General features: G+C 45.3%; 23 protein-coding genes. 7 read left to right on the top strand and 16 right to left on the bottom strand.

Annotation, left to right across the window (positions count from 1 at the left end; genetic code table 11):
- The first annotated feature begins 40 nt into the window (after positions 1 to 40).
- Positions 41 to 1,417, top strand: a complete 1,377-nt coding sequence (gene mgtE / locus QQL36_RS14580) for a magnesium transporter (protein ID WP_083720673.1) — start codon at positions 41 to 43, stop codon at positions 1,415 to 1,417.
- On the opposite strand, the gene QQL36_RS14575 is transcribed toward mgtE, so the two are convergent.
- On the bottom strand, positions 1,414 to 1,935 hold the full coding sequence (locus tag QQL36_RS14575; RefSeq protein WP_143708698.1) for a histidine phosphatase family protein: 522 nt from the start codon (positions 1,933 to 1,935) through the stop codon (positions 1,414 to 1,416). The two genes, mgtE and QQL36_RS14575, sit on opposite strands and share 4 nt — an antisense overlap.
- Before the next feature lie 192 nt (positions 1,936 to 2,127).
- Between QQL36_RS14575 and glmS the strand changes: the two genes are divergently transcribed.
- The 4 genes from glmS to QQL36_RS14555 all read left to right on the top strand — a co-directional run bounded on the left by glmS (position 2,128) and on the right by QQL36_RS14555 (position 7,653).
- A complete protein-coding gene (glmS, locus tag QQL36_RS14570; protein ID WP_083720677.1) occupies positions 2,128 to 3,963 on the top strand; it encodes a glutamine--fructose-6-phosphate transaminase (isomerizing) in 1,836 nt (611 codons plus the stop codon).
- A gap of 15 nt (positions 3,964 to 3,978) precedes the next feature.
- On the top strand, positions 3,979 to 6,189 hold the full coding sequence (locus tag QQL36_RS14565) for a DUF4954 family protein (RefSeq protein ID WP_321570101.1): 2,211 nt from the start codon (positions 3,979 to 3,981) through the stop codon (positions 6,187 to 6,189).
- Between the two features lie 244 nt (positions 6,190 to 6,433).
- On the top strand, positions 6,434 to 6,973 hold the full coding sequence (locus QQL36_RS14560; RefSeq protein ID WP_321570100.1) for a hypothetical protein: 540 nt from the start codon (positions 6,434 to 6,436) through the stop codon (positions 6,971 to 6,973).
- A 116-nt stretch (positions 6,974 to 7,089) separates the two neighbouring features.
- Positions 7,090 to 7,653, top strand: coding sequence for a DNA-3-methyladenine glycosylase I (locus tag QQL36_RS14555; RefSeq protein ID WP_321570099.1), 564 nt, complete (start codon positions 7,090 to 7,092; stop codon positions 7,651 to 7,653).
- Here QQL36_RS14555 and QQL36_RS14550 read toward each other — a convergent pair whose 3' ends face one another.
- The 9 genes from QQL36_RS14550 to QQL36_RS14510 form a co-directional block, all read right to left on the bottom strand.
- Entirely contained in the window at positions 7,654 to 8,700 is a 1,047-nt protein-coding gene (locus QQL36_RS14550; protein WP_083720684.1) for a cytochrome-c peroxidase, read from the bottom strand.
- On the bottom strand, positions 8,700 to 9,407 hold the full coding sequence (locus QQL36_RS14545; protein ID WP_083720686.1) for an MbnP family protein: 708 nt from the start codon (positions 9,405 to 9,407) through the stop codon (positions 8,700 to 8,702). Before QQL36_RS14545 ends, QQL36_RS14550 begins: the two co-directional genes overlap by 1 nt.
- Positions 9,408 to 9,478: 71 nt before the next feature.
- Positions 9,479 to 10,726, bottom strand: coding sequence for an L-fucose:H+ symporter permease (gene fucP, locus QQL36_RS14540; RefSeq protein WP_083720689.1), 1,248 nt, complete (start codon positions 10,724 to 10,726; stop codon positions 9,479 to 9,481).
- A 30-nt stretch (positions 10,727 to 10,756) separates the two neighbouring features.
- Positions 10,757 to 11,539: an SDR family oxidoreductase gene (locus tag QQL36_RS14535; RefSeq protein ID WP_083720690.1), complete on the bottom strand. Its 783-nt coding sequence runs from the start codon at positions 11,537 to 11,539 to the stop codon at positions 10,757 to 10,759.
- A gap of 121 nt (positions 11,540 to 11,660) precedes the next feature.
- Entirely contained in the window at positions 11,661 to 12,488 is an 828-nt protein-coding gene (locus QQL36_RS14530; RefSeq protein ID WP_083720692.1) for an amidohydrolase family protein, read from the bottom strand.
- A 53-nt stretch (positions 12,489 to 12,541) separates the two neighbouring features.
- The gene (locus QQL36_RS14525) at positions 12,542 to 12,871 is read right to left on the bottom strand and encodes an L-rhamnose mutarotase (protein ID WP_083720694.1); all 330 of its coding nucleotides are present in this window, start codon (positions 12,869 to 12,871) and stop codon (positions 12,542 to 12,544) included.
- A gap of 114 nt (positions 12,872 to 12,985) precedes the next feature.
- Positions 12,986 to 13,837, bottom strand: coding sequence for a fumarylacetoacetate hydrolase family protein (locus QQL36_RS14520; RefSeq protein WP_083720696.1), 852 nt, complete (start codon positions 13,835 to 13,837; stop codon positions 12,986 to 12,988).
- Positions 13,838 to 13,870: 33 nt separating this feature from the next.
- Positions 13,871 to 14,614: a hypothetical protein gene (locus QQL36_RS14515; RefSeq protein ID WP_083720698.1), complete on the bottom strand. Its 744-nt coding sequence runs from the start codon at positions 14,612 to 14,614 to the stop codon at positions 13,871 to 13,873.
- Between the two features lie 89 nt (positions 14,615 to 14,703).
- A complete protein-coding gene (locus QQL36_RS14510) occupies positions 14,704 to 15,486 on the bottom strand; it encodes a glucose 1-dehydrogenase (protein WP_321570098.1) in 783 nt (260 codons plus the stop codon).
- Between the two features lie 115 nt (positions 15,487 to 15,601).
- On the opposite strand from QQL36_RS14510, the gene QQL36_RS14505 reads away from it, so the two are divergent.
- The gene (locus QQL36_RS14505; protein ID WP_083720699.1) at positions 15,602 to 16,228 is read left to right on the top strand and encodes a M15 family metallopeptidase; all 627 of its coding nucleotides are present in this window, start codon (positions 15,602 to 15,604) and stop codon (positions 16,226 to 16,228) included.
- A gap of 96 nt (positions 16,229 to 16,324) precedes the next feature.
- Here QQL36_RS14505 and QQL36_RS14500 read toward each other — a convergent pair whose 3' ends face one another.
- From QQL36_RS14500 to leuC, 5 genes are read right to left on the bottom strand one after another with little or no spacing between them, the layout of a single operon-like run.
- Complete coding sequence (locus QQL36_RS14500) at positions 16,325 to 17,836, bottom strand: 2-isopropylmalate synthase (protein WP_321570097.1); 1,512 nt, start codon at positions 17,834 to 17,836, stop codon at positions 16,325 to 16,327.
- Between the two features lie 32 nt (positions 17,837 to 17,868).
- Complete coding sequence (leuB, locus tag QQL36_RS14495; RefSeq protein WP_083720703.1) at positions 17,869 to 18,948, bottom strand: 3-isopropylmalate dehydrogenase; 1,080 nt, start codon at positions 18,946 to 18,948, stop codon at positions 17,869 to 17,871.
- Positions 18,949 to 18,977: 29 nt separating this feature from the next.
- Positions 18,978 to 19,577, bottom strand: coding sequence for a 3-isopropylmalate dehydratase small subunit (gene leuD / locus QQL36_RS14490; protein ID WP_321570096.1), 600 nt, complete (start codon positions 19,575 to 19,577; stop codon positions 18,978 to 18,980).
- A 48-nt stretch (positions 19,578 to 19,625) separates the two neighbouring features.
- Positions 19,626 to 20,384: a methyltransferase domain-containing protein gene (locus QQL36_RS14485; protein ID WP_083720707.1), complete on the bottom strand. Its 759-nt coding sequence runs from the start codon at positions 20,382 to 20,384 to the stop codon at positions 19,626 to 19,628.
- 10 nt (positions 20,385 to 20,394) lie between these two features.
- Positions 20,395 to 21,792 (bottom strand): 3-isopropylmalate dehydratase large subunit, encoded by a 1,398-nt coding sequence (gene leuC, locus QQL36_RS14480; RefSeq protein ID WP_083720709.1) that lies wholly within the window; start codon positions 21,790 to 21,792, stop codon positions 20,395 to 20,397.
- A gap of 231 nt (positions 21,793 to 22,023) precedes the next feature.
- Here leuC and QQL36_RS14475 point away from each other — a divergent pair, with 231 nt between their 5' ends.
- Positions 22,024 to 23,577: a hypothetical protein gene (locus QQL36_RS14475; protein ID WP_321570095.1), complete on the top strand. Its 1,554-nt coding sequence runs from the start codon at positions 22,024 to 22,026 to the stop codon at positions 23,575 to 23,577.
- On the opposite strand, the gene QQL36_RS14470 is transcribed toward QQL36_RS14475, so the two are convergent.
- A complete protein-coding gene (locus QQL36_RS14470) occupies positions 23,574 to 26,150 on the bottom strand; it encodes a hypothetical protein (RefSeq protein ID WP_321570094.1) in 2,577 nt (858 codons plus the stop codon). The genes QQL36_RS14475 and QQL36_RS14470 overlap by 4 nt on opposite strands.
- Between the last annotated feature and the right edge of the window lie 7 nt (positions 26,151 to 26,157).

The following is a 26,157-nucleotide window of genomic DNA, read 5'->3' as shown; positions in this document are numbered from 1 at the left end:
CAACTTTCTTTAATTTCGCCACCTGACAGCCTTTTGGACTATGGAAAATGAAGCTTTACTGGAAAAATTTGAGCAGCTGATCAAAGAGCAAGGCTACCAGGAACTGAGAGTGTACCTGGATGATCAGCTCATTACTGATATAGCAGAACTCATTCATGAAATGCCGGAGCAGGCGGGCATTATTATTAATAATTTGTCCATAGGCCGGGCATCGGCTGCTTTCAGGATATTGGAATTCCATGTCCAGGAAGATGTGATCAGGGAATTGCCTGCTGCCAAAGTAGCGGAACTGCTCAACGAGCTCCCTGCCGATGACCGTACCTCCTTCCTGGGAGAACTGCATAGCGATGTGGTAAAAGAACTGATCAAGCTCCTGGATCCTGAGGAACGCAAGATCACCCTGAGCCTGCTCGGTTACAAAGAAACCAGCGTAGGCCGTATCATGACCCCCGACTACATCGCAGTCAGGGAGGAATGGTCCGTGAAGCATGTGCTGGACTACATCCGCGAATATGGTAAGGATAGTGAAACCATCGACGTAATATATGTAGTGGACGAAAAAGGCAAGCTGATCGATGACTTCAGGATCAGGGAATTCCTGCTGGTAGCCACCGACACCATGGTGCATACCCTCATGGACGACCGCTTTGTAGCCCTGCACGTGAACGATGAACAGGAAGAAGCCATCCAGATCTTCAGGATGGAGAACCGGGTAGCCCTCCCTGTAGTGGATGATGAAGGTATCCTGTTGGGAATCGTGACCATTGACGATATGTTGTGGATTGCGAACGAAGAACATACAGAAGATATCCAGAAGATCGGTGGTACCGAAGCCCTGGACGAACCTTACCTGGACATTCCCCTCCTGAAGCTGGTGAAGAAACGCATAGGCTGGCTCGTCATTCTCTTTATAGGCGAAATGCTCACTGCTACTGCCATGGCCTTTTTCGAAGGTGAAATCGCCAAAGCAGTCGTACTGGCACTATTCGTTCCACTGATCATTTCCAGTGGTGGTAACAGCGGCTCCCAGGCCTCTACCCTTATCATTCAGGCCATGGCCCTGGGTGAAATTACCCTGACTGACTGGTGGAGAGTGATGCGCCGTGAGATCGTTTCCGGCCTGCTGCTGGGTGGGGTACTGGGTATCATTGGTTTTATCAGGATCGTATTCTGGAATTCACTCTTCCATAGCTATGGAGAGCATTCTATACTGGTAGGTCTCACTGTAGGTATATCACTGGTAGGCGTAGTACTATGGGGTACCCTTTCCGGCTCCATGCTGCCCCTCATACTGAAAAAGCTGGGGGCTGACCCTGCTACCTCTTCCGCGCCATTTGTGGCCACACTGGTGGATGTAACAGGGTTGCTGATCTATTTCTCTGTGGCTTTTGCCCTTATGAAAGGAACATTGCTCTAATACCGGATACGCTTACATCTGGCCGTATCCCTGCTTTTGCGGACAATAAATAAACTACTGTAATCTGCTTCTTTTACCGAATCCACTGGTGCCTTTGCTTTCAATGAACGAATCACTGGCACCAGTGTTTTTTGTTGCCCGATTATCAACAATCGCTTGCCCCAGTCTTCTCTGCGGGTAATTTCATACAACAATCCCTCCCCTGAAGAATCAGGTTGATAAGTCACCGTATCTATATTTAAATAAATTCTGAGTGATTCTGCCGTTTCCTTTGCGGAAGCATATGGAGTAATATAAATACGTTGTACACCGGAGTCTTTCAGGAACCGGTACAGGGCACCTGCTTTTGCATAGCCACTGTCTGTAAGCATTATCGAATCACATTCCTGTGCATGCCTTACGAGATAAAAAACACCAGTCAGAAACGTACTGTCTTCTGACAGGGGTACCTGCTGCCGTTCTGGTAACGGCTGCTGGCATGCCATGCAGCAGAACAATAATATTACAACATATCTCATAGGATAACTGATTCAATTTCTGCGACAAATTACGCATTTTCTACGCATTTGAAACTGGATAAGTCCGCCTTTATATGCTTAACTATATCATGATCATTAGATTATCTTTAAACTTTATTACCCATTGTTTGTAGAATTTTCACATTTTTTAGGCATATTGCAACCCGTCTCCATGTAAAACTGAAAAACAATATGTGCGGAATAGTCGCTTATATAGGCCAACGAGAAGCCTACCCCATCGTTCTCAAAGGATTAAAAAGGCTTGAATATCGCGGTTACGACAGCGCCGGAGTGGCTTTAATAAATGATGGACTGAAGGTCTACAAGAAAAAAGGTAAAGTTTCTGAACTGGAAGATCACCTGACCGGAAAGAACACAAGTAGTCATATTGCTATAGGTCATACCCGCTGGGCAACCCACGGCGAACCTTGTGACAGAAATTCTCATCCCCATATGTCGGGCAATGGCAAACTGGCCATGATCCACAACGGTATCATTGAAAACTATACCCAGCTGAAACAGGAACTGCTGAACAAAGGACACGTGTTCACCAGCGATACGGATACAGAAGTCCTGATCCACTTTATCGAAGAGATTCAGCAAAGCAATCAATGCGGCCTTGAAGAAGCCCTGCGCATCGCCCTGAAAAGAGTGGTAGGCGCTTACGTGCTCGTGATCATGGACGAGGATAACCCTGATACCCTGATCGCTGCACGCAAAGGGAGTCCCCTCGTAATCGGCGTAGGCAAAGGCGAACACTTCCTCGCTTCCGATGCTTCTCCGATCATAGAGTATACTAAAGAAGTAGTATATGTAAACGACTACGAAATCGCCATCATCAAAGCCGATGAACTGATCCTGAAAAATATCTCCAACGAAAGGCAAACGCCTTATATCCAGAAACTGGATATCGAACTGGCTGCGATTGAAAAAAGCGGTTACGACCACTTTATGCTCAAAGAGATATTTGAGCAACCACAAACCATCCTCGATAGCTTACGTGGCCGTCTGGATGCCAAAAAGGGCACCCTCACCATCGGTGGTATCCGCGATCACCTGTCACAACTGGCAGGCGCTAAGCGCATCATCATCGTGGCCTGTGGTACCTCCTGGCATGCGGGCCTCGTGGCTGAATATATGATTGAAGAACTGTGCCGCATTCCCGTGGAAGTTGAATATGCTTCTGAGTTCCGCTACCGCAACCCGGTTGTTGGAGAAGGTGATGTGATCATAGCTGTATCTCAATCCGGCGAAACTGCCGATACACTGGTGGCCATTGAAGCCGCTAAGAAAAAAGGCGCCACCATCCTCGGTGTGTGCAACGTAGTCGGTTCTTCTATCGCCCGTATTTCAGATGCTGGTGCTTATACACACGCCGGTCCTGAAATCGGCGTGGCCAGTACAAAAGCCTTTACCGCCCAGCTGGCAGTATTGTGCCTCATTGGTCTGAAAGTAGCACAGGAAAAGGGCACTATCACCGAACAGCGCTTCCAGCACCTGCTGGATGAACTGGACAACATTCCTGAAAAAGTAGCCACCGCCCTGCAATTGAACGACCAGATCAAAAAAATCGCGGATAAGTACAAAGATGCCCGCGACTTCCTCTACCTGGGTCGTGGTTACAACTTCCCTGTAGCACTGGAAGGTGCACTCAAACTAAAAGAGATCTCTTACATACATGCAGAAGGATACCCTGCTGCCGAAATGAAACATGGCCCTATCGCCCTGGTAGATGAAAACCTGCCTGTGGTATTTGTGGCTACCCGCGACAGCTATTATGAGAAAGTAGTATCCAACATCCAGGAGATCAAGGCCCGCAAAGGCAAGGTCATTGCCGTGGTTACAGAAGGTGACCTCACCATTCCACCTATGGCAGACGATGTGATCGTTATACCTGAAGCAGATGAACTCGTGGCGCCTATTGTTTCCGTAATTCCTTTGCAGTTACTCGCTTACCATATAGGCGTTCTGAAAGGATATGATGTGGATAAGCCAAGAAACCTGGCGAAGTCAGTGACTGTTGAATAATCTCAAAACGCTTACATGAACCTGATACAGAAAAAACCGCTCACTGAGCTGGGGTACAATTTTGTAGCAGCGCCTTATTTGCCGGAAGGAAAAGATGAATACTATCTCCGCGATCAGCAGTGGGGAAAGTCAAACATCTACCGGCATCTATCTGCATTGGAGATAGAGACGCTTGTTAGAAATGACAACACTTCTGACAACTGGAATAATATTTCTGTCACGAATGAGTTCAACCCCCAATTGGTTAAGCACTGCCAGTTCTTTGGTATTGTGCGTATTGGAAAACTGGAACCTTACTTCCTGGAATTCCATAACCTGCGCCTCCCTGTAGGATTGTACAACAGTACTATTTCTTCCTGCGACTTTGGCGACAATGTAGTCGTGCACAATGTGAACTTCCTGTCGCATTACCTGATCGGCAACGATGTGATGATCTGTAATGTAAATGAAATGGCCACTACCGGTCATGCTAAATTCGGGAATGGGATCGTGAAAGAAGGCGAACCCGAAAACCTGCGTATCTGGCTGGAGCTGTGCAATGAAAACGGTGGCAGATCGATCATGCCCTTCGATGGTATGCTGCCCGGCGATGCATGGCTGTGGACCCGTAACCGTGACGACAAGGAACTGCAGGAAAAATTCAAAGCCTTTACTGAACAACAGTTTGATAAGAAACGTGGCTACTATGGTATGGTAGGCGATCGCTGTGTGATCAAGAATGTGAAGATCCTGAAAGACGTCATGATCGGCACAGATGCTTACCTGAAAGGCGCCAATAAAATTAAAAATGTCACCATCAATAGCAGTGCAGAAGCCTCTACACAAATAGGTGAAGGTTGTGAACTGGTGAATGGTATAGTAGGCTATGGCTGTCGCGTGTTCTATGGTGTGAAAGCCGTACGCTTCATCATGGCATCACATTCACAGCTGAAGTATGGTGCGCGACTCATCAACTCTTATTTAGGTAACAACGCCACCATCTCCTGCTGCGAAGTATTGAATTCATTGATCTTCCCGGCACATGAGCAGCACCATAACAACTCCTTTTTATGTGCGGCCCTCATCATGGGACAGAGTAATATGGCTGCCGGTGCCACCATCGGTTCCAACCATAACTCAAGAGGTCCGGATGGTGAAATCATTGCAGGGCGCGGTTTCTGGCCGGGTCTCTGCGTGAGCTTAAAACACAATTCCCGCTTTGCCACCTTTACACTGATTGCAAAAGGAAACTATATGCAGGAGATGGATATTCCATTTCCATTTAGTTTAGTGATCAATGATGAGCAGCATAATTGTCTGAAGATTATGACAGGCTATTGGTTCCTGCACAACATGTACGCACTGGCGCGTAACTCCTGGAAATACCTGGATCGTGACAAGCGTACAGATAAGACACAGCTGATAGAATACGATTACCTGGCGCCGGATAGCGTGGAAGAAATGATTCACGCCATGGCACTGATGGAAGCCGCTACTGGTAAGGCATGGCACCTGCATACAGAAACAGATTGCCCTGAACTGACGGAGCAACACTATCGCCAGAAAGGACAGGATCTGCTGCTTAATCATCCTGTGGATGTAGCAAAACTGAAGATACTGATCAAAGGAGTGGAGAACAGTAATCGGGAAGTACACTTATTGAAAGTGCACAAAACCTACCCGTTATTCCGTGCATTGATCGTACTCTATGCAGTAAAAAATGTGCTACAATTTGTAGAAACAAATGAGGTTAAAACATTTGAATCGATTCACAACATTGCACTCACCGCACAGCGCGAACACTGGTACAATGTAGGCGGACAGCTGATGCCGGCATCTACCCTGCATGATTTGAAACGCGATATCCGGGAGGGTAAAGTGAGCAGCTGGGCAGATCTGCATGCACAATACCAGGAGATAGGTCAACGGTATGCTACAGACAAATTGCAGCATGCTATTGCATCGCTCCTGTTTATACAGGAAAAAACAATCGCTGATTTTAATGCAGATTTCTTTATTGAATGTTTGCAGGCATCCATACAAACGCAGACGTTATTGACAGAGGGAATCCAGAAATCAAGAGCGAAAGATTATGAGAATCCATTCAGGAAGATGACGTATGAAAATGAAGCAGAGATGGATGCGGTAGTGGGAAAGTTGGATGATAACAGTTTTATTAAGCAAACGCAGGAAGATCTGGTGACATATAAACAAAAGGTAAAAGCGCTGATAAAACTCCTCGCATAAAATAAATGAACATATTATAAAAAAAGCCCCATCACTAAAGTGATGGGGCTTTTTTTATACCCTTTGTATAGCAGGATGCCGTTTCTATAAGGGTACCATAAGGTCATTAAAAGGGTATTTGTATATCCTTTGGATATTGAGGTACCTATATAGTGAAGTAATAGTACTCATTTGGCGTTATTGTCGCGTTATTATTTCAATGAATAGTTTTAATATTGATCTTATAACCCCAAAATTGTTTGTTATGGCTATTGTCAAAGACAACTTATTACTTCAGGCCGTGGAGGGCACTCTCGGCAATCAATTCACCATTTACAGGCGGAACGGGCAGATTATTATAGCGAAGAAGCGCGGTCCGTCAAAGAAAAAACCGACACAAAAGCAGCTGGAAGCGAGGTATAAGATGCTCGTTGCGGCAGCTTATGCAAAGGCGATCATACAGGACCCTGAGATAAAGGCTTATTATAAGTCTTTGGCAGGCCCCGGACAGAATGCTTATAATATGGCGGTGAAGGATGCTTACCGTGCGCCGGAAATTCAGAATATCAGGTTGGAAGATATGGATGTGGTGGTAACGGCAAAAGATGAATTCAGGGTAGCGGATGTGCAGGTAAGGGTGATAGATGATGCAGGTGTGATACTCGAAAGAGGATCGGCCAGGTTAGGCAGGAACGGCGTGGATTGGTATTATAAGGCAGCTGTGTTGCCGCCAGGTGGCCGCGTCATTGTGGTAGCGGTAGATCTGCCGGGGAATGAAAGGGTGGAAGAATTACTGATCACCTGAGTGATTGCAGATTTTGCCGGAAAATAAAACAGTGGAAGAATTGCTGATCACCAGAGTGAATTAAAAAGTCGCCTCATAATATTTATGAGTCGCCCCCTTTTTGATTAAATTGCAGGATGGAACCAAACCGCTGCTCATGGTCTACCAAAGACCAGCTCTACAAAGACTACCACGACAATGAATGGGGCGTTCCGCTTCACGACGATACCCGCCTGTTCGAAATGATCAATCTCGAAGGTGCTCAGGCTGGTCTGAGCTGGTATACAGTGCTCACTAAAAGAGAAAACTACCGCAAAGCTTTTGACAACTGGGACGCAAAAAAGATTTCAAAATACACGGACAAAAAGATTGAATCCCTCATGGCGGATGCCGGCATTATCCGTAACCGCCTCAAAATAAACGGTACCGTTCTCAATGCAAAAGCATTCCTTGAAGTACAAAAGGAATTCGGCAGTTTTGACAAATACATCTGGAGTTTCGTGGGTGGTAAACCGATCGTCAATCACTTCAAATCCCTGAGTGAGGTACCAGCTAAAACCCCCATCTCCGATGCGATGAGCAAAGACCTGCTCAAGCGTGGATTTAAGTTCGTAGGTTCTACTATCTGCTACGCCTTTATGCAGGCCACAGGTATGGTAGATGACCATGTAGCAGATTGCTGGAGGAGGAAGAAAAAGTAATTAATCCGCTATCATCACTTCACTAAAATCCGGGTTCTTCAAAAAATGTTTATCCGTAAGGGTGAGTAAGAACATATATAACTGCCGTTGTTCCTTTGGTGACAGTTGCATACCACGTACTAAAGGATCAACGGTACTACCATTCTCCTGTCCATGATCATACATGGCAAACACCTGGAAAATATCAAAGAACCTTCCATCATGCATGTAAGGCGCACTCACCATTACATTGCGTAAAGAAGGTACTTTAAACTTCATATAATCTCCTGTATTGTTTGTAATACGCATACGTCCCATATCATTCATATTCGGACTGTAAGGCAACCCATTATTCCGTGCTGTGAAGTCTGTAAAAAACGGTTCTTTATGGCACCCTGCACACTTCTGCTGAAAAGTTTTATAGCCACCTCCTTCTTCTGCCGTAAAGGTCACACCGGGTTCTCCCCTTCTCACACTGTCATACTTACTGTCAAAGCTGATCATAGTCGCCATGAACTGCGCCAGTGCTTTGAACATCCGCTGACTCGTCACTTCTTCCGTACCATATGCCGCTTTGAACATTTGTTGGTATTTCTCATTGCATTTGAGCCGGTCTAACAGTTCATTCAGTGGCATGTCCATTTCATTTTCTGCAACAATGGGCGACATGGGTTGTATATCCAGGTGATTCACACCGCCATCCCACATGAAATCTTTTTGCCAGATCAGGTTGAACAAAGTAGGTACAGAACGCGTACCCATCCTACCATACACACCATGTGCCAGTGCATGGTCAAAATGACCGAATGCGGCAAACTGCTGATGACAAAATCCACAGGAAACCGAACTATCGCGGGATAACTTCGGATCATAAAATAAATATCTTCCTAAGGCAATACCTTCTTTTGTCAATGGGTTTTTAGAAAAGTCATATACAGGTTTAGGGAGACTATCAGGCAATTGGAGGGTTACATAGGTGACACCAGGGCCAGGGCCTTTCCCACGGAGACTGATCCCCATCAGGAAAAGGCAGAATGCCATGATCACATACGTCGCTTTGGAATTCATTATTTTGATTTAACGGAAAACATGTGACTGTAATTATCTGCAATCCGGTCTCCTATCGTACCTGGGGACATAAAGCCCGCCGTTTCACTAAAGCGGATCGGATTCGAACCATTGAACCAGGCCGCAGCATCTGCTACGAGGTCCACCACAGGCGTCTTGTCTGCCGAGACTACAAATGATGTATTTACATGTATCATCCGCTGAGACTGGTGTGTGCCCCTATATCCTCCAATATGAAATTGCAATACATGCCCCGGTAAATGAGAAGCAGGAGACGTGCCTTCCAGTTTCGCCATAATGTAACCACTGTTCCATGTCCAGAACATGCCGTAAAGAGGGTCTAAAGCCCCGCTCTGCACCCCCGTGCAGTTCATGATACTATCTACCCCGATCATGAAAGAAACAGCCTTATATCGCCCCAATGGCAGCCCTGTGAGGGAGATCTTTTTGCTGGCGGCACTATCATCACTGACCAGGAAATATTCAGGTGGTAATTTAATAGCTTCTCCTGATTCATTGGTGAAGGAGAAATTGCTGAGGTAGTATTTGAATTTCGTAATGGTAAAGGTATCTCCCTGTGCGGTATAATAAGCTTTATTGGTCCGCATAGGCTGGTGGTTCACCTCGTGAGTGATGGTGATTGATACGGATTGTGATGCAACCGTATGACCGATCAAAAGGCAAAGGAATAACAATAACCGGTTCATGATCCGAATGTAGTTAAAAAAAAATAGCTTCTGCGGATGGCAGAAGCTATTTACATATTTCATGATGAGAATCATCGCTGTTTATAACCCCAGCCGCCAAAGTAGAATACCACGGAGAAACAAACCAGTGGTACTACATAAGCGATGGCTGTCGATTTCATATCCGCCAGGGTACCCATTACATAAGGTACGATCGCACCACCTACTATGGCCATGATCTGGAAGGAAGAAGCCCTTTTGGTATGTACACCCAGATCTTTCACACCCAGTGCGAAGATGGAAGGGAACATGATAGACATAAAGAAGAAAATAGCCATCAGTGCATACACAGAGATCTCTCCATGACCGGCTATCACCAGCATACAAAGCAGCACGTTGATAAATGCATAGATCATCAGCAGCTTGTTAGGTTTTATTTTCCGCATGATGGCGGTACCCACAAATCTGCCTGCCAGGAATAATCCAAGCCCGATCGCCAGCAGTGACGATGCCTGCTTACTGGTAGTACCCTGCCAATATTCTGTAACATAGTTGATGAATAATGCGGCCACACCTACCTGAGCAGCTACATAAAAGAACTGGGCGATGATACCCCATATAAAATGGGAATGGGAAAATAATGGCTTCGCTTTCGCAGCAGCATCAAGACCTTCCTCCTCATCTTCCCTGATCTCAGGCAATGGTGTACGGAAAAAGAACATGGCGATCAGTACGACAACAATACCAATAACAATGTAGGTAAGCTGAACGACCGTCAGGTCTTTGGCTGCGGAGACTGCTGCGGTTTTGTCTTCCAGGAACAGCTGCCCCCCGATGAAAGCGCCTAATGAAGACCCTGCGCCATTAAAACACTGTGACAGGTTCAAGCGAAATTCAGAAGTTTCACTTTTACCAAGCACGGTTACATAAGGATTCGCTGCCGTTTCAAGACAGGCCAGTCCACAGGCAAGGATAAACAATGCCGCCAGAAAGCCGTTGAAACTAAGCGCTCCTGCAGCGGGATAAAATAAAAACGCCCCTATTGCATACAGCACCAATCCCAGCAGGATACCTTTTTTGTAACCATATTTATTCATGAAGATGCCAGCCGGCAATGCCATCAGGAAGTATGCCCCGAAATAAGCAAACTGCAACAGGGTAGACTTTCTCTTCGTCACTTCCAGTACATCCTGAAAATGTTTGTTTAAAATATCGAGCAACCCATACGCAAATCCCCATAAAAAGAACAGGCTGGTCACCAGTATAAATGGAAACAGGTAACTCTTATTCGTATCGATGTTTGCCTTAACTGTGGAAGTGGACATTGTGGCTCCGGCCATTGTGGAAAATTTGAATGGTTTAAAAATAAGTTAGCTCAGAGACCTGTCCAGATGGGTATAACCACCATCGACATAGATGATCTGGCCGGTAGTATGAGACGACGCGTCAGACAGTAAGAACACTGTCATATTAGCAATTTCTTCGGAGGTGGTCATTCTCTTTTCTAAAGGAATTTTAGAAACGATAGCAGCCAGTTTTTCCTTTGGATCAGGCAGGGAGTTGATCCAGTTTTCGTACAGTGGCGTCCATACTTCAGCAGGGATCACGGTATTTACGCGGATGCTGTAAGGCAGCAATTCCACTGCCCATTCGCGGGTCAGTGCATTGATACCACCTTTGGAAGCAGCGTAACCACTGGTATTACCCTGGCCGGTTTCAGCCACTTTGGAACCGATATTTAAGATACTGCCTTTAGTCGTTTTCAGATAAGGCAGTGCATAGTGCGCGAGGTTATAATAGTGAGAGAGGTTCTTTTGCAGAGAAGCCATGAATTTCTCAGGGCTGCCGCTTTCCAGGCCTACACCGTCATTCACGCCGGCGTTGTTTACAAGACCATCGATGCGGCCAAATTCTGCTACTACCAGATCAATTACTTTTTTGCAATCTTCCACTTTACCCAACTCAGCTGCAACGCCAAAAGCCTTGCCACCGGCAGCTTTGATCGCTGCTACAGTTTTATCATTATCAGCTGCGTTTCTGCCTGCCACTACAGCAATGCCACCTTCAGCGGCAATCAGTTTGGAGATAGCTTCGCCTATTCCTTTTGCACCACCAGTAACAATAAACACTTTTTCCTTTAATCCCAGATCCATGTGAACGATTTAAATATTGTTTAGAAATATTATTCTTTTAATAGTTCTTCCTTTGGAAGACATGTAAGGCTTTTCAAGAGAATTGAATTCGTTCGAATTACTTTGAACTCCCTTTGATTGCCTATAGCCCATAAAATGCGATCGCATTTCCACCCATTATCTTCGCCTGCTCAGTTGCTGATAAATGACTGATATAATCAGTCACAATACCTTTTACCTGTGTATAACTACCCGCCAGCTGGCATACCGGCCAGTCGGAGCCAAACAGGAGTCTGTCTGCGCCAAAAGCTTCCAGGCAAACTTCCAGGAATGGCGTAAAATGCGCCGGCTCCCAATTGCTCCAGTCAGCTTCAGTGACCATACCACTGAGTTTGCAATATACATGCGGATACTGTGCAATGGCACGCATCTGTTGTGCCCAGCTTTCCACATCACCGGTTTTAATATACGGTTTAGCCAGATGATCGATCACCAGGCGGTGATCAGGAAATTTCTGTACAAACGTAGCTACTGCCGGTAGTTGTACCGGGTAGACCAGGATGTCGTAAGTAAAGTTATATTTCGACAGGAGGTGTATACCCCTGCAAAAGTCTTCCCTGATAATAAATGCAGGATCAGGCTCACCTTGTACGATATGCCTGAAACCTTTCAGCATGGGAAACTGGCTATAATGCGCCAGCCTGTTTTCCAGGTCTGCATCGCGCAGATCTATCCAACCCACAATGCCTTTAATAAAATCATGTCCGGCAGCAAGTCCCAGCAGGAAATCAGTTTCCACCTCTGACTGGTCCGCCTGTACAGCGACACAGCCATCCACATTATTTTGCGCCAAAACCGGTAGTAGGTGTTGTGGCAAAAAATCCTGCTGAATCACTTTCATATCATCAGTGATCCAGGCATCCTTTACAGGATGATATTGCCAAAAATGCTGGTGAGCGTCTATGACCATTTTTTCATAACGTTTGCTTCCTTATTAAAATGCCAGGCTTAGTAAGTCTCTTTTTACAATGCAAAGATCTTCTCCATAAATATCCATTTTTCTCCTGGCTTAGCCACTGGTAAGGCCTGCTGGTATTTCCACATCAGCGCTTCCCACTCCTGTACTTTGGGGTTAGCAGCATCTGCAGCATCTTTCTTTTCGAATGAAAAGGTTTCATCTACTTCCATGATCATAAACAGGCGGTCCATGATACGGTATATCTCCATGTTCACTATACCGCTGTCTAATATACTCTTCCTGATTTCCGGCCATATTTCCCGGTGGTACGCTTCGTACTCAGCGATCAAAACCGGGTCATTCTTCAGATCTAACGCAAGACAGTGCCTCTTCATATCGTAGCAAATTACAAGTTTAAAGGGAATAAATGTCAGAATTACAGCAAGTGGAAAATTTAGCGGTCAGACGGCAAAAGCAGTCTGACCGCATCATAATTTCTTACAGCATTCTTATTTGAAAGCAACAGCTGTTTGTTTGGATGTACCCAGACCGTCAATACCCAGCTCAATCACATCACCAGCTTTTACATATACATTTGGTTTCATTCCCAAACCTACGCCCGCAGGTGTACCTGTAGAGATCACATCGCCCGGCAGCAGGGTCATAAACTGGCTCAGGTAGGAAACGATGAAAGGGATTTTAAAGATCAGGTTGGCTGTAGTACCATCCTGCATGGTTTTACCATTCAGGGTTAACCACAGACGCAGGTTATCCACATCTTTAATTTCCTCTTTGGTTACCAGCCATGGACCCAGCGGTGCAAAGGTGTCATTACTCTTACCTTTTACCCACTGTCCGCCACGTTCCAGCTGGAACTCACGCTCGCTATAGTCGTTGTGCAAGGCATAACCTGCTATATATTCCAGCGCATCCTTTTCTTCAATATAGCTGGCTTTCCTTCCAATCACCACAGCCAGTTCCACTTCCCAGTCAGTTTTTACGCTGTTGCGGGGAATGACTAAGTCATCATTCGGGCCTACCAGCGCAGTAGTACTCTTGAAAAATACGATTGGTTCCTGTGGAATCGCTGCATTGGTTTCCTTTGCGTGGTCAGCGTAGTTCAGACCAATGCAAATAATCTTGGAAGGCCTGGTGATAGGGCTTCCGAGACGGGTACCTGCAGGCACAGAAGGGCAATTTTTTTCATTTTGCGCCCACCATGCAGCCAGACGGTTCAGTCCATCTGTCGCCAGAAATTGCTCTCCAAAATCTTCACCGAATGCACTGACATCAAACATGCCTGCTTCGGTTACCACTCCCGGCTTCTCAGCTCCCGGTGCTCCAAATCGTATCAGTTTCATATGTTAATTGTACTTTGTTTTTTATTTTAACACTTATCGCAATGAATTGATCTTCAGGTGACCATTATCCACTTTGATTTCCACCAGGTTTGTGTACTTTTTGTTCAAGATCTGCACCAGGAACACCTGTTCCGGATGAGAAGGTGATTGTACGATACCTGTGGTTGCTTCTGCAGGCACCACCATTCCAATGGTCCTGTTAGCGCCACCGAATTCTGCATAAATTCTCACAGAATCAGGAGAAGAAACCGGCAGTTTTTTCACGATCAGGTCAGCGATGATAGTACCGGATTGAATTTGTTGTTCGTAAGAATCAACTGCTTTCATATCCAGGCTAATGGTGCCTAAACCGGCCTTTTCTTCAGCATAGTGCCATACTGCTGCAGGAGGCGTACCTACCTGATTGATTTTTGCACTACCGTTATCAACACTTGCATGATAATAGCGGGTGCTATGGTCACTTTTCAGCACACCAATGTATACGCTGTTTGGCTTGTCCCACACGGCACGATACAGATCCTGCTCGGCCACGTCTCTTGCCAGAGGCAGTTCAAACGTTTTGTCCGAAGACTGTCCGTCTGCTTCAAAATGGATGGAGATACGGGTCGTATCTGCATCTGCCGGGAAAGCGATTGCTACCTTACCCGAAGGCGTAGCTGGTTGAAACGCAGCTGTGCTATCTCCCGCCTGCTGGCCGTTGCCGGCGTTGGTACCTGTACCGCCACATGCGTACAATAAAGTTGTGGCAGGTATGATAACTGACCAAATAGATTTCATGAATAATGGAATTGTGGTTGATTAATTACAAATTAGAATTTACGAATATAAGATACCTTTTGTCTTATTTCATAATTCTTTACTTATAATTAATTATTAAGCTTTATAAAACCACCATCCAAAGGATAATCACAACCTGTGATGAAGCCTGCTTCCTCTGAGCACAGGTACAGTGCCAGGGTGCCTACTTCTACTGGTTTTGCCATACGTCCAATTGGTTGTGTCTGAGAGAGTTTCTCAAACATTTCCGCTTCTTTACCAGGGTAGTTTTTAGCGATAAATCCGTCTACAAATGGTGTATGCACACGTGCAGGAGACACACAGTTACAACGGATACCATCCCTGATAAAATCTTTTGCCACAGAGAGGGTCATCGTGAGCACAGCACCTTTACTCATAGAGTAAGCGAATCTGTCAGGAATACCTACGCTGGAAGCAATAGAAGCTACGTTCAGGATCACACCGCTCTTTTGCGCTTTCATCTGCCCGATTACGGCGAACATACAGTTGTACGTACCTTTCACATTCACATTATATACTCTGTCCAGATCTTCTTCTGAAGTGGTGTCTAACCGGCCTACGTGGGCAATACCGGCACAGTTTACAAGGATGTCGATGCGGCCTGCAGCAGCAGTGATCTTTTCCATCACAGCTACAACTTCCGACTGTTTGGCTACGTTACAGCCGTATACAGCAGCTTTGCCACCTTCGGCAGTGATGTCTGCAGCTGTCTGGCGACCACCGTCTTCATTCAGCTCTATGATGTGAACACTGGCGCCCTGTGCACCAAAAACCTTAGCAATAGCCTGACCAATTCCACTTCCTCCGCCCGTAATGACTGCCACTTTATTATCTAATCTAAACAGGTTCATAATTTCCTTAATTTAAGGGTTCTAAAATAGCCTTTTTAACAAGGGGAATTCCATCTTTTTTTAGCAGAAGTCTATACTTTATTACCATATTTTATATTTTTTAAATAGATAAAGGTTGAAATTCAATTACACTGTTGTTATTTTCTTCATTTTCTGGTATCATTTTGCTTTTGCGCAAAGTAACCAGTCTGATTTGGTGGATCTTACGAAGTACATTCCGCATATCAGATTGGATATCCGATATGCGACGGCTAATAACTTTACACATCAGGTGTTGTATCCGCGTGCAGCCGCTTATTTAAAATTGCCGGCGGCGAAGGCGCTGAAAGAAGTACAGGAGGAGTTGGAGGAACGGGGATTGGGGTTGTTGATCTATGATGGATACAGGCCTTTTAGTGTGACGCAGAAGATGTGGGAGATTGTGCCGGATGAAAGATATGCAGCGAATCCGGCAAAAGGGTCAGGGCATAATAGAGGGATAGCAGTGGACCTTACATTATGTGATTTAAAAACGGGTAAGCCTTTGGCAATGCCGACAGATTTTGATGATTTTACGGAGAAGGCGCATCAGTCGTATAACGTACAGGATACACTGGTGGCAAATAACCGGAAGTTATTGAGGGAGGTGATGGAGAAGCATGGGTTTATTAACTTAACTACGGAATGGTGGCATTTTTATTTGAAAGATGGACAGCAGTATCCGCTTATGAATGTAGACTTCCAAAAACTACAAAATCATTGAGCTGCTTGCTCCGCAAGCAGCTCAATGATTTTGATTGTGGGTTGTTGAATTCAGCGGAGCCGAAATTCAACAACCCACGAAGGAATTCAAAAAGTTTTAGAATATTTTATTCAGCGCATCCACATAAGCATGCATAGAAGCATTCACAATATCCGTCGAAGTCCCATATCCATAGTAACTCTGACCATTATGCTTCACCCTCATATTCACCTTACTCACATCCGCACTACCCCCTCTCATTGACTGAATATTAAACTCATCAATATCTATCTGATCTTTAATAATCTCATGGATCGCATTGATCGCTGCATCCACCGGACCATTACCAGCAGAACTAGCTTCCTTCTCCTCACCATTGATCTTCAGTTTCACAGTCGCCATAGGACGCAGCGGATCGCCACATACTACCTGCAACAATGTAACCTTGATCGCCTTATCATCTGTATAATTCTGATCATTACCATTCCCCATCAGTTCTAACAGATCTGCATCAGAAATCTCTTTCTTGCTATCTGCCATCACCAGGAAACGCTGATACACCTCATCCAGATTCACCTTATCCAGTTTATAACCCAGTCGCTCCAGGTGATGCTTCAGGGCATGGCGGCCACTACGTGCAGTCAGGATAATCGCATTAGACTCAATACCCACATCCTCCGGATTCAGGATCTCATAGTTTTCACGATGCTTCAGCACACCATCCTGGTGAATACCGGAACTATGTGCAAATGCATTACGACCTATGATTGCCTTATTCGGCTGCACCGGCATACGCATCATGGTTTCTACCATGTTGCTCAGCTGATACAGTCTCTTTGACTGAATACCTGTATGATAACCCAATGAATGATGCGTTTTCAGGATCATCGCTACTTCTTCAAGAGAAGTATTACCTGCACGCTCACCAATACCATTGATGGTACATTCTACCTGACGTGCACCGTTGATCACACCAGCGATGGAGTTGGCAGTAGCCATACCGAGGTCATTGTGACAGTGTACCGAGATAATCGCTTTGTCAATGTTAGACACATGATCCATCAGGTACTTGATCTTCGCACCATACTGGTCAGGCAGACAGTAACCATTCGTATCAGGAATGTTCACCACAGTCGCACCTGCAGCAATCACTGCTTCGATCATCTGCGCGAGGTATGCATTGTCTGCACGGCCTGCATCTTCTGCATAAAATTCTACATCGTCAACGAATTTACGTGCATATTTTACCGCATCAGCAGCACGCTTCAGGATCTCTTCGCGGGTACTGTTGAATTTATATTTAATGTGCATATCGGAAGAACCGATACCTGTATGAATACGCTTACGTTTTGCAAAACGCAGGGCTTCGGCAGCAGCATCAATATCCATAGTGTTTGCACGGGTCAGTGCACAGATCACCGGCTCACTTACAGCTTTCGATATTTCTACTACACTCTGGAAATCGCCGGGGCTCGATATTGGGAAACCGGCTTCAATAACATCTACTCCCAGTGCTTCCAGCTCCTTGGCTATAGTGATCTTTTCAACTGTGGTCAGCTGACAGCCAGGTACCTGTTCACCATCACGGAGAGTAGTATCGAAGACGTACACACGATTTTTATCGCTCATCTTATGTTGATTTGTTATTGTTTTTTTAATTCTTAGTTTAAATTCTCCAGTACTTTGGCGCCCATTGCATCAGTACCCATCACCAGATGGTTGTCTGTATGCTTGTTCGCAATATCCATTGTACGGAAGCCTTGTTTCAAAGTAGCTTCTACAGCCTTGATCACACGCAGCGATTCATTTTTCAGTCCAAAAGAGATATCCAGCATCAGTGCTGCAGACAGGATAGAGGCCAGCGGATTGGCAATGCCTTTACCTGCAATGTCATGTGCAGAACCATGGATAGGCTCATAGAAGCCAACGCTGTCACCTACTGAAGCTGAAGCCAGCATACCCATAGAACCAGCGATCTGAGATGCTTCATCTGTCAGGATATCGCCAAACAGGTTGCCGGTTACCACCACGTCGAAACGTTTAGGATCCTTCACCAGTTGCATAGCAGCGTTATCGATGAACATATGTTCTACCTCTACGTCAGTATATTCTTTTGCCAGTGCCTGTACTACTTCGCGCCACAGACGGCTTGCTTCCAGTACGTTTGCTTTATCCACAGAGCACAGTTTATTACGACGTGTACGTGCAGCTTCAAATGCTTTGCGGGCAATACGCTCTACTTCATATTTGTGATAGATCATCAGGTCAGAAGCAGTATTGCGATCTTCAGAACGATTCTTTTCACCAAAGTAAACATCACCTGTCAGCTCGCGGAAGAACAGGATATCTGCTCCACGCAGGATTTCAGGCTTGATGCTGGAAGCTTCCAGCAGCTCATCAAACAACTTAATAGGACGCAGGTTTGCATACAATCCCAGTTCCTTGCGGATCTTCAGCAATCCCTGTTCAGGGCGTACTTTCAGTGTAGGATCGTTGTCATATTTGGCATGTCCGATAGCGCCAAAAAGGATAGCGTCACTTTTGCGTGCTTTATCCAGTGTTTCATCTGGCAGGGGATTTCCCGTAGCTTCGATCGCTACGTGTCCCATGATGCCTTCTTCAAACGTAAAGTTGTGCTTGTAGTTTGTTGCTATTGTTTCCAGCACTTTCCTACCCCAGGTAGTCACTTCTTGTCCGATACCATCACCCGGAATAACCAGTATTTTTTTGTCTACGCCCATTTATTGTATTGTTGAGTTAAAGCGAAAAGTTAAAAATTAAACTCCCGGGTGGCTTCGTAGGTTTCAATTTCCTTACGCAGGCTTAACAGGTAGTCAATATCATCATAGCCATTGATCAGGCATGCTTTCTTGTATGGATTGATGTCGAAGGAAACTTCTTCACCTGTAGATACAATCTTCAGGGTCTGTTTTTCCAGATCTACAGCCAGTTTCGCATGAGCGTCTGCTTCGATTGCTGCAAAGATCTTGTCGAGAAATGCATCAGTCACCTGGATAGGCAGGATAAAATTGTTCAGTGCATTGTTCTTGAAGATATCTGCAAAGAAACTGCTGATCACTACCTTGAAACCATAGTCGGCAAGGGCCCAGGCTGCGTGCTCACGGCTGGAACCACAACCAAAGTTCTTACCAGCTACAAGTACCTGGCCACTGTAAGTAGGATTGTTCAGTACGAAATCAGCTTTAGGTTGATTGTCGCCGTCATAACGCCAGTCGCGGAACAGATTTTCACCGAAACCATCGCGGGTAGTTGCTTTTAGAAAGCGCGCCGGAATGATCTGGTCAGTATCAATGTTTTCGATTGGAATAGGAACTGCGGTAGATTCCAACTGTTGAAAATTCTTACTCATTATATATCGCCTCCGTAAGGAGGACTTTAAATTTACGTGTTTTACAAATTATTGAGCGTCTGCAATTTTTTCAGCTTTCACGCGCAACCTTACATACTTAGTATACCATTTGCCATCGCGGAAGTTAGTAGCACGCAGGCTTTCCTGTGCCGCTTTGAGGATGGGCAGTCTGTCTGCTTCAGGTATTGCTTCGAGGTAGTATGCCCCGAACATCTGCAGCCATTCTACGATACCATTCTCCGGATCAGCCAGCTCGGTATCACGGTCAAAATAGCTCAGCTGATTTACCCGGAAACCATATTCTTCCAGCAGGGAAGTATATTCACCAGGAGATGGAAAATACCAAAATGGTTTAAATTCATATCCCTTTTCTTCCATCGCTTTGCTCAGTGCACCTGTGATGTCGTCTACATTGCCTTTTCCTCCCATTTCCAGTACCAGTCTGCCACCGGGTTTCAGGTGATGCCAGATACGATCCAGTACTTTCTCCTTCTGGCGGATCCAGTGCAGGGTTGCATTGGAAAACACCGCATCGAAGGTTTGATTCAGTGAAAAAGAAGTACCGTCTGCCACTTCAAAATCGATGGAAGGGTAATGACTTTTTGCACTGGCAATCATACTGGCGGAACTGTCTATCCCTTTTACCGTTGCCCCACTCTCTGCGATCTGAGCAGTGAGTTCGCCTGTACCACACCCCAGATCGAGGATGGTCTCCCCTGCTTTGGGCTGCAGCCATTCCACTACGCTGTTGCCGTAGTTGAATACAAAGGCATGCTTCTCTTTATATAAATCCGCGTTCCAGGCCATGATAATACTTTTATACGAGTTCTCTTACATCGGTTACTTTACCAGTGATCGCTGCAGCTGCTGCTGACAGTGGGCTGGCGAGGAAGGTACGGGCGTTAGGACCCTGACGACCTTCGAAGTTACGGTTGGAGGTAGAGATACAATACATGCCGGCAGGAACTTTATCTTCATTCATACCCAGACATGCAGAGCATCCTGGCTCGCGCAACTGGAAACCGGCCGCTTCAAATACCTTATCGATGCCTTCTCTCTTGGCCTGCGCTTCTACCTGCTTGGAACCTGGTACGATCCAAACTACTACATCGTCTGCCTTATGTTTGCCTTTTACAAATTCAGCCACCATACGCAGGTCTTCGATGCGGCTGTTGGTACAGCTACCGATGAATACATAATCCACCTTTTTGCCCAGCAGACCGCTGCCTGGCTCCAGGCCCATGTAATCAAGGGATTTCCTGAAGGAAGGTTTTTCCTTTTCATCCAGCTGTTCCAGAGATGGAATGTGCTGGGTCACACCAATACCCATACCTGGGTTGGTACCATAAGTGATCATTGGTTCAATATCTGCAGCATCGAAGGTGATCACAGCGTCGAACTCAGCATCAGCATCGGTGTACAAAGTCTCCCAGTAAGCGAGGGCTTTATCCCAGTCAGCACCTTTGGGTGCAAACTCGCGGCCCTTGATATAGTCGAAAGTAGTCTGGTCAGGAGCGATCAAACCTCCTCGTGCACCCATCTCGATACTCATGTTACAGATGGTCATACGGGCTTCCATGCTCAGGCTGCGGATCGCCTCACCGGCAAATTCCACAAAGTAGCCGGTAGCACCGGATGCAGAGATCTTAGAGATGATGTAAAGGATGATATCCTTGGATACCACACCCTTCTTCAACTGACCATTTACCTCAATTTTCATACGTTTTGGACGGTATTGGAGCAGACACTGGGTAGCCAGTACCATTTCCACTTCGGATGTACCGATACCGAAAGCGATAGCACCAAATGCACCGTGAGTGCTGGTATGGCTATCACCACACACGATGGTCATACCTGGCAGGGTAATACCCAGCTCAGGGCCGATTACGTGCACAATACCCTGGTAAGGGTGGCCCAGACCATACAGTTCTACGCCAAACTCTGCTGTGTTGCTGGTCAGCATCTCTACCTGCTTGCGGCTCAGCGCTTCCTTGATAGGCAGGTGCTGGTCCATAGTAGGTACGTTGTGATCGGCTGTAGCACGGGTCTTGCCCGTACGGAATACAGGAATGCCCCTTTTGCGCAATCCGTCAAATGCCTGAGGACTGGTAACTTCGTGGATAAAATGCGTGTTGATGTACACTGCATCCGGAAATCCAGGTTTACTTACCACGATATGACTGTCCCAGATCTTGTCAACTAATGTTTTTCCCATTCCGTAATTACTTTTTATGAGCCCGTGTTACATTAAATTAAAAAACATACTTTACTTTCTGCAACACAGGCGAAATCATTAATTTTGTGCTTCCCTGTTTGTTTGTAACTTCAAATCTAATTAGCAAACCTTAATTACCATATAGCTAAATTTGCTTTAATTACGATATATAACATAGCCTGACAAGAATTATCCATTTGATTGTCAGTCAATTATAACATATTATAAACGATGTCCAACAATCAGCATGATGCGCTCTTTATACTGATAAAAACGCTCACCAAAGCAGAAAAACGGAATTTCCAGCTTGCTTTCAACAAAAATAACTCTAAGGAAGACGTTTTATTCATTCAGCTTTTTAATACTTTGGACAAACTGAAGGAGTATGATGAGGAACTGATACTGAAGAAAATACCCGCTATTAAGAAACAACAGTTGAGCAATGTAAAAGCTCACCTGTACAAGCAGTTGCTGACCACCCTCCGCCTGCTCTACAAGCAAAAAGATCCCCTGATCGACCTCCGGGAACAATTGGACTACGCCCGGGTACTGTATAGCAAGGGGCTCTATAACCAGAGTCTGAAACTCCTCTCCAAAGCCAAGTCCATGGCCATAGAACAGGAAGAAGTGATGCTCAGTTACGAGATCATAGAATTCGAAAAACTCATCGAAAGCCGTCACATCACCCGTAGCCTGGAAAACCGGGCCGACGAACTGAGTGAGGAAAGCCGGGTGATAGAGCAGAAACTGAGCAACATCAGCAAGCTATCTACCCTCTCTCTGCGAATGTACGGCCTCTATCTCAAACTGGGTCATGCCCGGGATGAACGGGATGCCAATATGGTCAAACTGTTCTTCGAAAAGGAATTGCCGGCCAATAGCCACCAGGATATGAGCTTTTATGAAAAGATCAACCTGTACCAGGCCTATAGCTGGTATTACTATATCCTACAGGACTTTGTGATGTTTTACAGATACACCCGCAAATGGGTAGACCTGTTTACATTGTACCCCTCCCTGCAAAAGACGGACGTGGAGCTATACATCAAGGCGATGCACAACCTGCTCACCGCACAGTTTTATACCAGCAACCACGAGAAATTTATCCGTGACCTGGGCACCCTCGAAACATTCATTTCCGAAAACAATGAAACCTTCAATGAAAATACCAAGACCACCGCATTTGTGTATGTATACACCGCGCGGATAAACCGGTACTTCCTCGAAGGTACTTTCGGCGATGGATTGAGCATTATTCCACAACTGGAAGCAGAGATAGCAGAACATCAACTAAAGGTAGACCAGCACAGGGTATTGCTCTTTTACTATAAGATCGCCTGCCTGTACTTTGGTAGTGGAGATAATAACAAAGCGATCGTGTACCTGAACAAGATCATTCACCTGCGTATCGGTAATCTTCGCGCAGATATCCAGTGTTTTGCACGCATACTACACCTCATTGCCCACTACGAACTGGAAAATTACAGTCTGGTTGAATACCTGATTAAGTCAGTCTACCACTTCATTGCCAAGAACAAAGACCTTGGGCAAATGATGGAAGAGATACTGAAGTTCCTCCGTAAGAATATTTACGCTAATCCAAAAGCATTGAAAAGTGCATTTGCCAGCCTGAAAGAAAAGCTGGTGCAGTTGTCACAAAATCCTTACGAAAGAAGATCATTCCTGTACCTGGACATCATCTCCTGGTTGGAAAGTAAGATTGAAGGTATCCCGGTACAGGACGTGATCAGAAGGAAATTTGTAAAGAGAGAAAAAAGGATTTAATAATCCCACTTCACATCTTTGTTCAGAATGTACAGGTTACGCAGGTCATTGAACTCCCGGTGTTCCCATTTGTCTTTGATATCCATTTTCAGGTTATTCAGACTATTTGTGGATAATACCCAGTTCAATGGCACCTGACTACCTGATTTACCGATAGAGAGCTGAATCACTTTCCCATGCAGTTCATCCTCTGTGTAATGTCTTAGTTCATCCATGGCCATGGCCGAGCGACCAGCACGTGTATCGTAAATGCCTGCCAGTATTTCACTCAACTCATTCCCAAAACTCAGGTTCTTGGTATCAGCCTCCCGGGAATCACTGAAGCTGAGCACAAATACAAAAGGCACGATCTCACGATCCCTGAATGCTTTTGATTTTATTTTCAATGTTTTTAATACTTCCAGCATCGTTCCGGTGCCTGTGTTTTCCACATACCCTCCATCTACGTAATGATATTTGGTTTCATCATCCTGTTTTAAATTTCCACCGGGGGAGAACAATGGGAAGCGTGTACTGAAATTAACGACAGTACTATACCGGATACCACCCCGGATCTTCTTATTAAATAAATCTCTTCGCTGATATAAAAGCATCGTACTATCAGGCCTAACATTTGTCATCCAGCATTGCAATCCGGTCTCCACTTCAGTAGTGTTAATAAACAGGGCTGGTAAGGTATTTTTAGGCGAATAAAGCTTCTGGAAATTATCAGAAAAAATATTGCTGGCATCAGGGGTCACCACTCGTCTGTAACCACTCTCCCACACTTTTTCCAATGCCGCGGCTCTGTCAAATGCAGGTATCTGAAACGGCAATAAAAGATTGAGCAGATCACCGTAGAACATCTTACCGATCACAGGCGATAAATAATCCTGCTGGAAAAATAAATCTGTCATGTTCGTGAGGGAATCCACTTTGTGCAGACTATCAGGAGTGAGGTACGCCATCGCATTGAAAAATGCAATTCCAAGACTACCACCCGATACACCTGAATAAGCATAAATAGCTCTTTTGAAATTGAATGGATGGCTCACTACAGGTTGAATAATATTTGCACCCTTTGATGTATCCGGGTGTAATTTATTATATACAGAATCCTGTGCATTTGCCAGGCTCTCCTGCAAAAAACTCAGCATCAGAGAAGTGAAGGCGCCTGTTCTCAAAGCGCCACCTTCTGCACACACAAATACTACCGGGTATTTAGGTATGGGCTTACCAGCTGTATCTTTTACCCAACTGAAAAAATATCTGTGATCTCCTTCCGATTTATATTGCTCAAACCAGTTATCAAAATGGGTAGACATCAGGGGTCTGCGATCATAATTGCTTTCGCTGTCATACCGTACAGGATGATCATTATTCAGGAGTGAAGAGAGGACCAGCACGACCACCAAAGTGATGCGCAATGAAAAAGGTTTTGTTCTCAGCAATGCATAATCCACATATAATAAACCGATATAAATACCGATCCAGCAGGCAAATGCAAAGATAACAAGACCGGGTGCACCAATCTTTTCATAATACCGGATAGGCAGTATACTTACAATGAGGAATATACTGAGGCTGGTGATGGCAATGATCTTTAATTGCAGGTGCAGCTGTTTATAAAATTTCAATGGGATCCGGTAAATCCATCTGTACATCGAATCAGGCTTATCATCCTGTATCAATCCTGTAGGCGATGGTACAAATGAAGCAGGTACAATCGTCTCCGGTGGCATTTTGTCAGGGTCTTTCAGAAATTCGCTTTGCGCTGCGCGGGGCAGATTTAAAAACTGCTCCGTAAACTCTTCGTATCGGCTATTGATATTGTCAGAGAAATTAGATGGCTTGCGCAACTGAAATACATAGTCATTATAAATCCCGATCAGCTTATTGCACCACTCCATTTCCTGTTTAGGCAGGCGTAGGAAAGACATGACACCAGATGGCTTTTTTGACACCAGCTCACCTGACGTTGGATCTAAAATAACGTCGTCCGGACCCTCCTTTTTTTCATCCAGAAAATACGCCCTTGCTACAAGGTTCACTAACAGGAGCAAACATCCCATCGGGATGCCAAATCCCCAGTTACGTTGATTCGGGTTCAGTGTATTTTCACCGATATAATTGATCACAAAACCTAATAAAAGAATGAAGTAAGGCATCAACAATGAAGTTTGTGCAATGGTCTTCTGCACAGCTTTGCGCCATAGTACTCTTTCATCAGAGAGGCTCTTGCCAGAATGGTCAGTAACATAGATAGCATACCGGCTACCATATTCCGATACCACACTCCATATAAAAGCACCGCCCAGCAACCATAGTAGATTACCTACATGGTGCTGGACGGCAATTTCTTCAACAACTATCAGCAGTACATCTCTCCCTTGTGGCAATACGGTAAACACCAATAAGGCTATCGCATGCAGCGTAACGAACATACCACAGCTCCGGAGCACACTTACAAAGTCACTGATCATGTACCGTAGGGGCACGTGATCCCGGGCTTTGTTCAGTTCATTATACAATCCTTTGTAATGATAAAACAAAAAGCCTGCGAAAGACTTTAACAAGTCTAACAGTTTTTCCATAACTTAT

Source organism: Chitinophaga sp. LS1 (genome assembly GCF_034274695.1).
Taxonomy (GTDB): domain Bacteria; phylum Bacteroidota; class Bacteroidia; order Chitinophagales; family Chitinophagaceae; genus Chitinophaga.
This window is presented reverse-complemented; position numbering and strand designations above follow the sequence as displayed.

Coding starts and splice junctions, on each gene's coding strand:
- mgtE (WP_083720673.1), top strand. CDS start 41: ATGGAAAATGAAGCTTTACTGGAAAAATTTGAGCAGCTGATCAAAGAG.
- QQL36_RS14575 (WP_143708698.1), bottom strand. CDS start 1,935: ATGAGATATGTTGTAATATTATTGTTCTGCTGCATGGCATGCCAGCAG.
- glmS (WP_083720677.1), top strand. CDS start 2,128: ATGTGCGGAATAGTCGCTTATATAGGCCAACGAGAAGCCTACCCCATC.
- QQL36_RS14565 (WP_321570101.1), top strand. CDS start 3,979: ATGAACCTGATACAGAAAAAACCGCTCACTGAGCTGGGGTACAATTTT.
- QQL36_RS14560 (WP_321570100.1), top strand. CDS start 6,434: ATGGCTATTGTCAAAGACAACTTATTACTTCAGGCCGTGGAGGGCACT.
- QQL36_RS14555 (WP_321570099.1), top strand. CDS start 7,090: ATGGAACCAAACCGCTGCTCATGGTCTACCAAAGACCAGCTCTACAAA.
- QQL36_RS14550 (WP_083720684.1), bottom strand. CDS start 8,700: ATGAATTCCAAAGCGACGTATGTGATCATGGCATTCTGCCTTTTCCTG.
- QQL36_RS14545 (WP_083720686.1), bottom strand. CDS start 9,407: ATGAACCGGTTATTGTTATTCCTTTGCCTTTTGATCGGTCATACGGTT.
- fucP (WP_083720689.1), bottom strand. CDS start 10,726: ATGGCCGGAGCCACAATGTCCACTTCCACAGTTAAGGCAAACATCGAT.
- QQL36_RS14535 (WP_083720690.1), bottom strand. CDS start 11,539: ATGGATCTGGGATTAAAGGAAAAAGTGTTTATTGTTACTGGTGGTGCA.
- QQL36_RS14530 (WP_083720692.1), bottom strand. CDS start 12,488: ATGGTCATAGACGCTCACCAGCATTTTTGGCAATATCATCCTGTAAAG.
- QQL36_RS14525 (WP_083720694.1), bottom strand. CDS start 12,871: ATGAAGAGGCACTGTCTTGCGTTAGATCTGAAGAATGACCCGGTTTTG.
- QQL36_RS14520 (WP_083720696.1), bottom strand. CDS start 13,837: ATGAAACTGATACGATTTGGAGCACCGGGAGCTGAGAAGCCGGGAGTG.
- QQL36_RS14515 (WP_083720698.1), bottom strand. CDS start 14,614: ATGAAATCTATTTGGTCAGTTATCATACCTGCCACAACTTTATTGTAC.
- QQL36_RS14510 (WP_321570098.1), bottom strand. CDS start 15,486: ATGAACCTGTTTAGATTAGATAATAAAGTGGCAGTCATTACGGGCGGA.
- QQL36_RS14500 (WP_321570097.1), bottom strand. CDS start 17,836: ATGAGCGATAAAAATCGTGTGTACGTCTTCGATACTACTCTCCGTGAT.
- leuB (WP_083720703.1), bottom strand. CDS start 18,948: ATGGGCGTAGACAAAAAAATACTGGTTATTCCGGGTGATGGTATCGGA.
- leuD (WP_321570096.1), bottom strand. CDS start 19,577: ATGAGTAAGAATTTTCAACAGTTGGAATCTACCGCAGTTCCTATTCCA.
- QQL36_RS14485 (WP_083720707.1), bottom strand. CDS start 20,384: ATGGCCTGGAACGCGGATTTATATAAAGAGAAGCATGCCTTTGTATTC.
- leuC (WP_083720709.1), bottom strand. CDS start 21,792: ATGGGAAAAACATTAGTTGACAAGATCTGGGACAGTCATATCGTGGTA.
- QQL36_RS14475 (WP_321570095.1), top strand. CDS start 22,024: ATGTCCAACAATCAGCATGATGCGCTCTTTATACTGATAAAAACGCTC.
- QQL36_RS14470 (WP_321570094.1), bottom strand. CDS start 26,150: ATGGAAAAACTGTTAGACTTGTTAAAGTCTTTCGCAGGCTTTTTGTTT.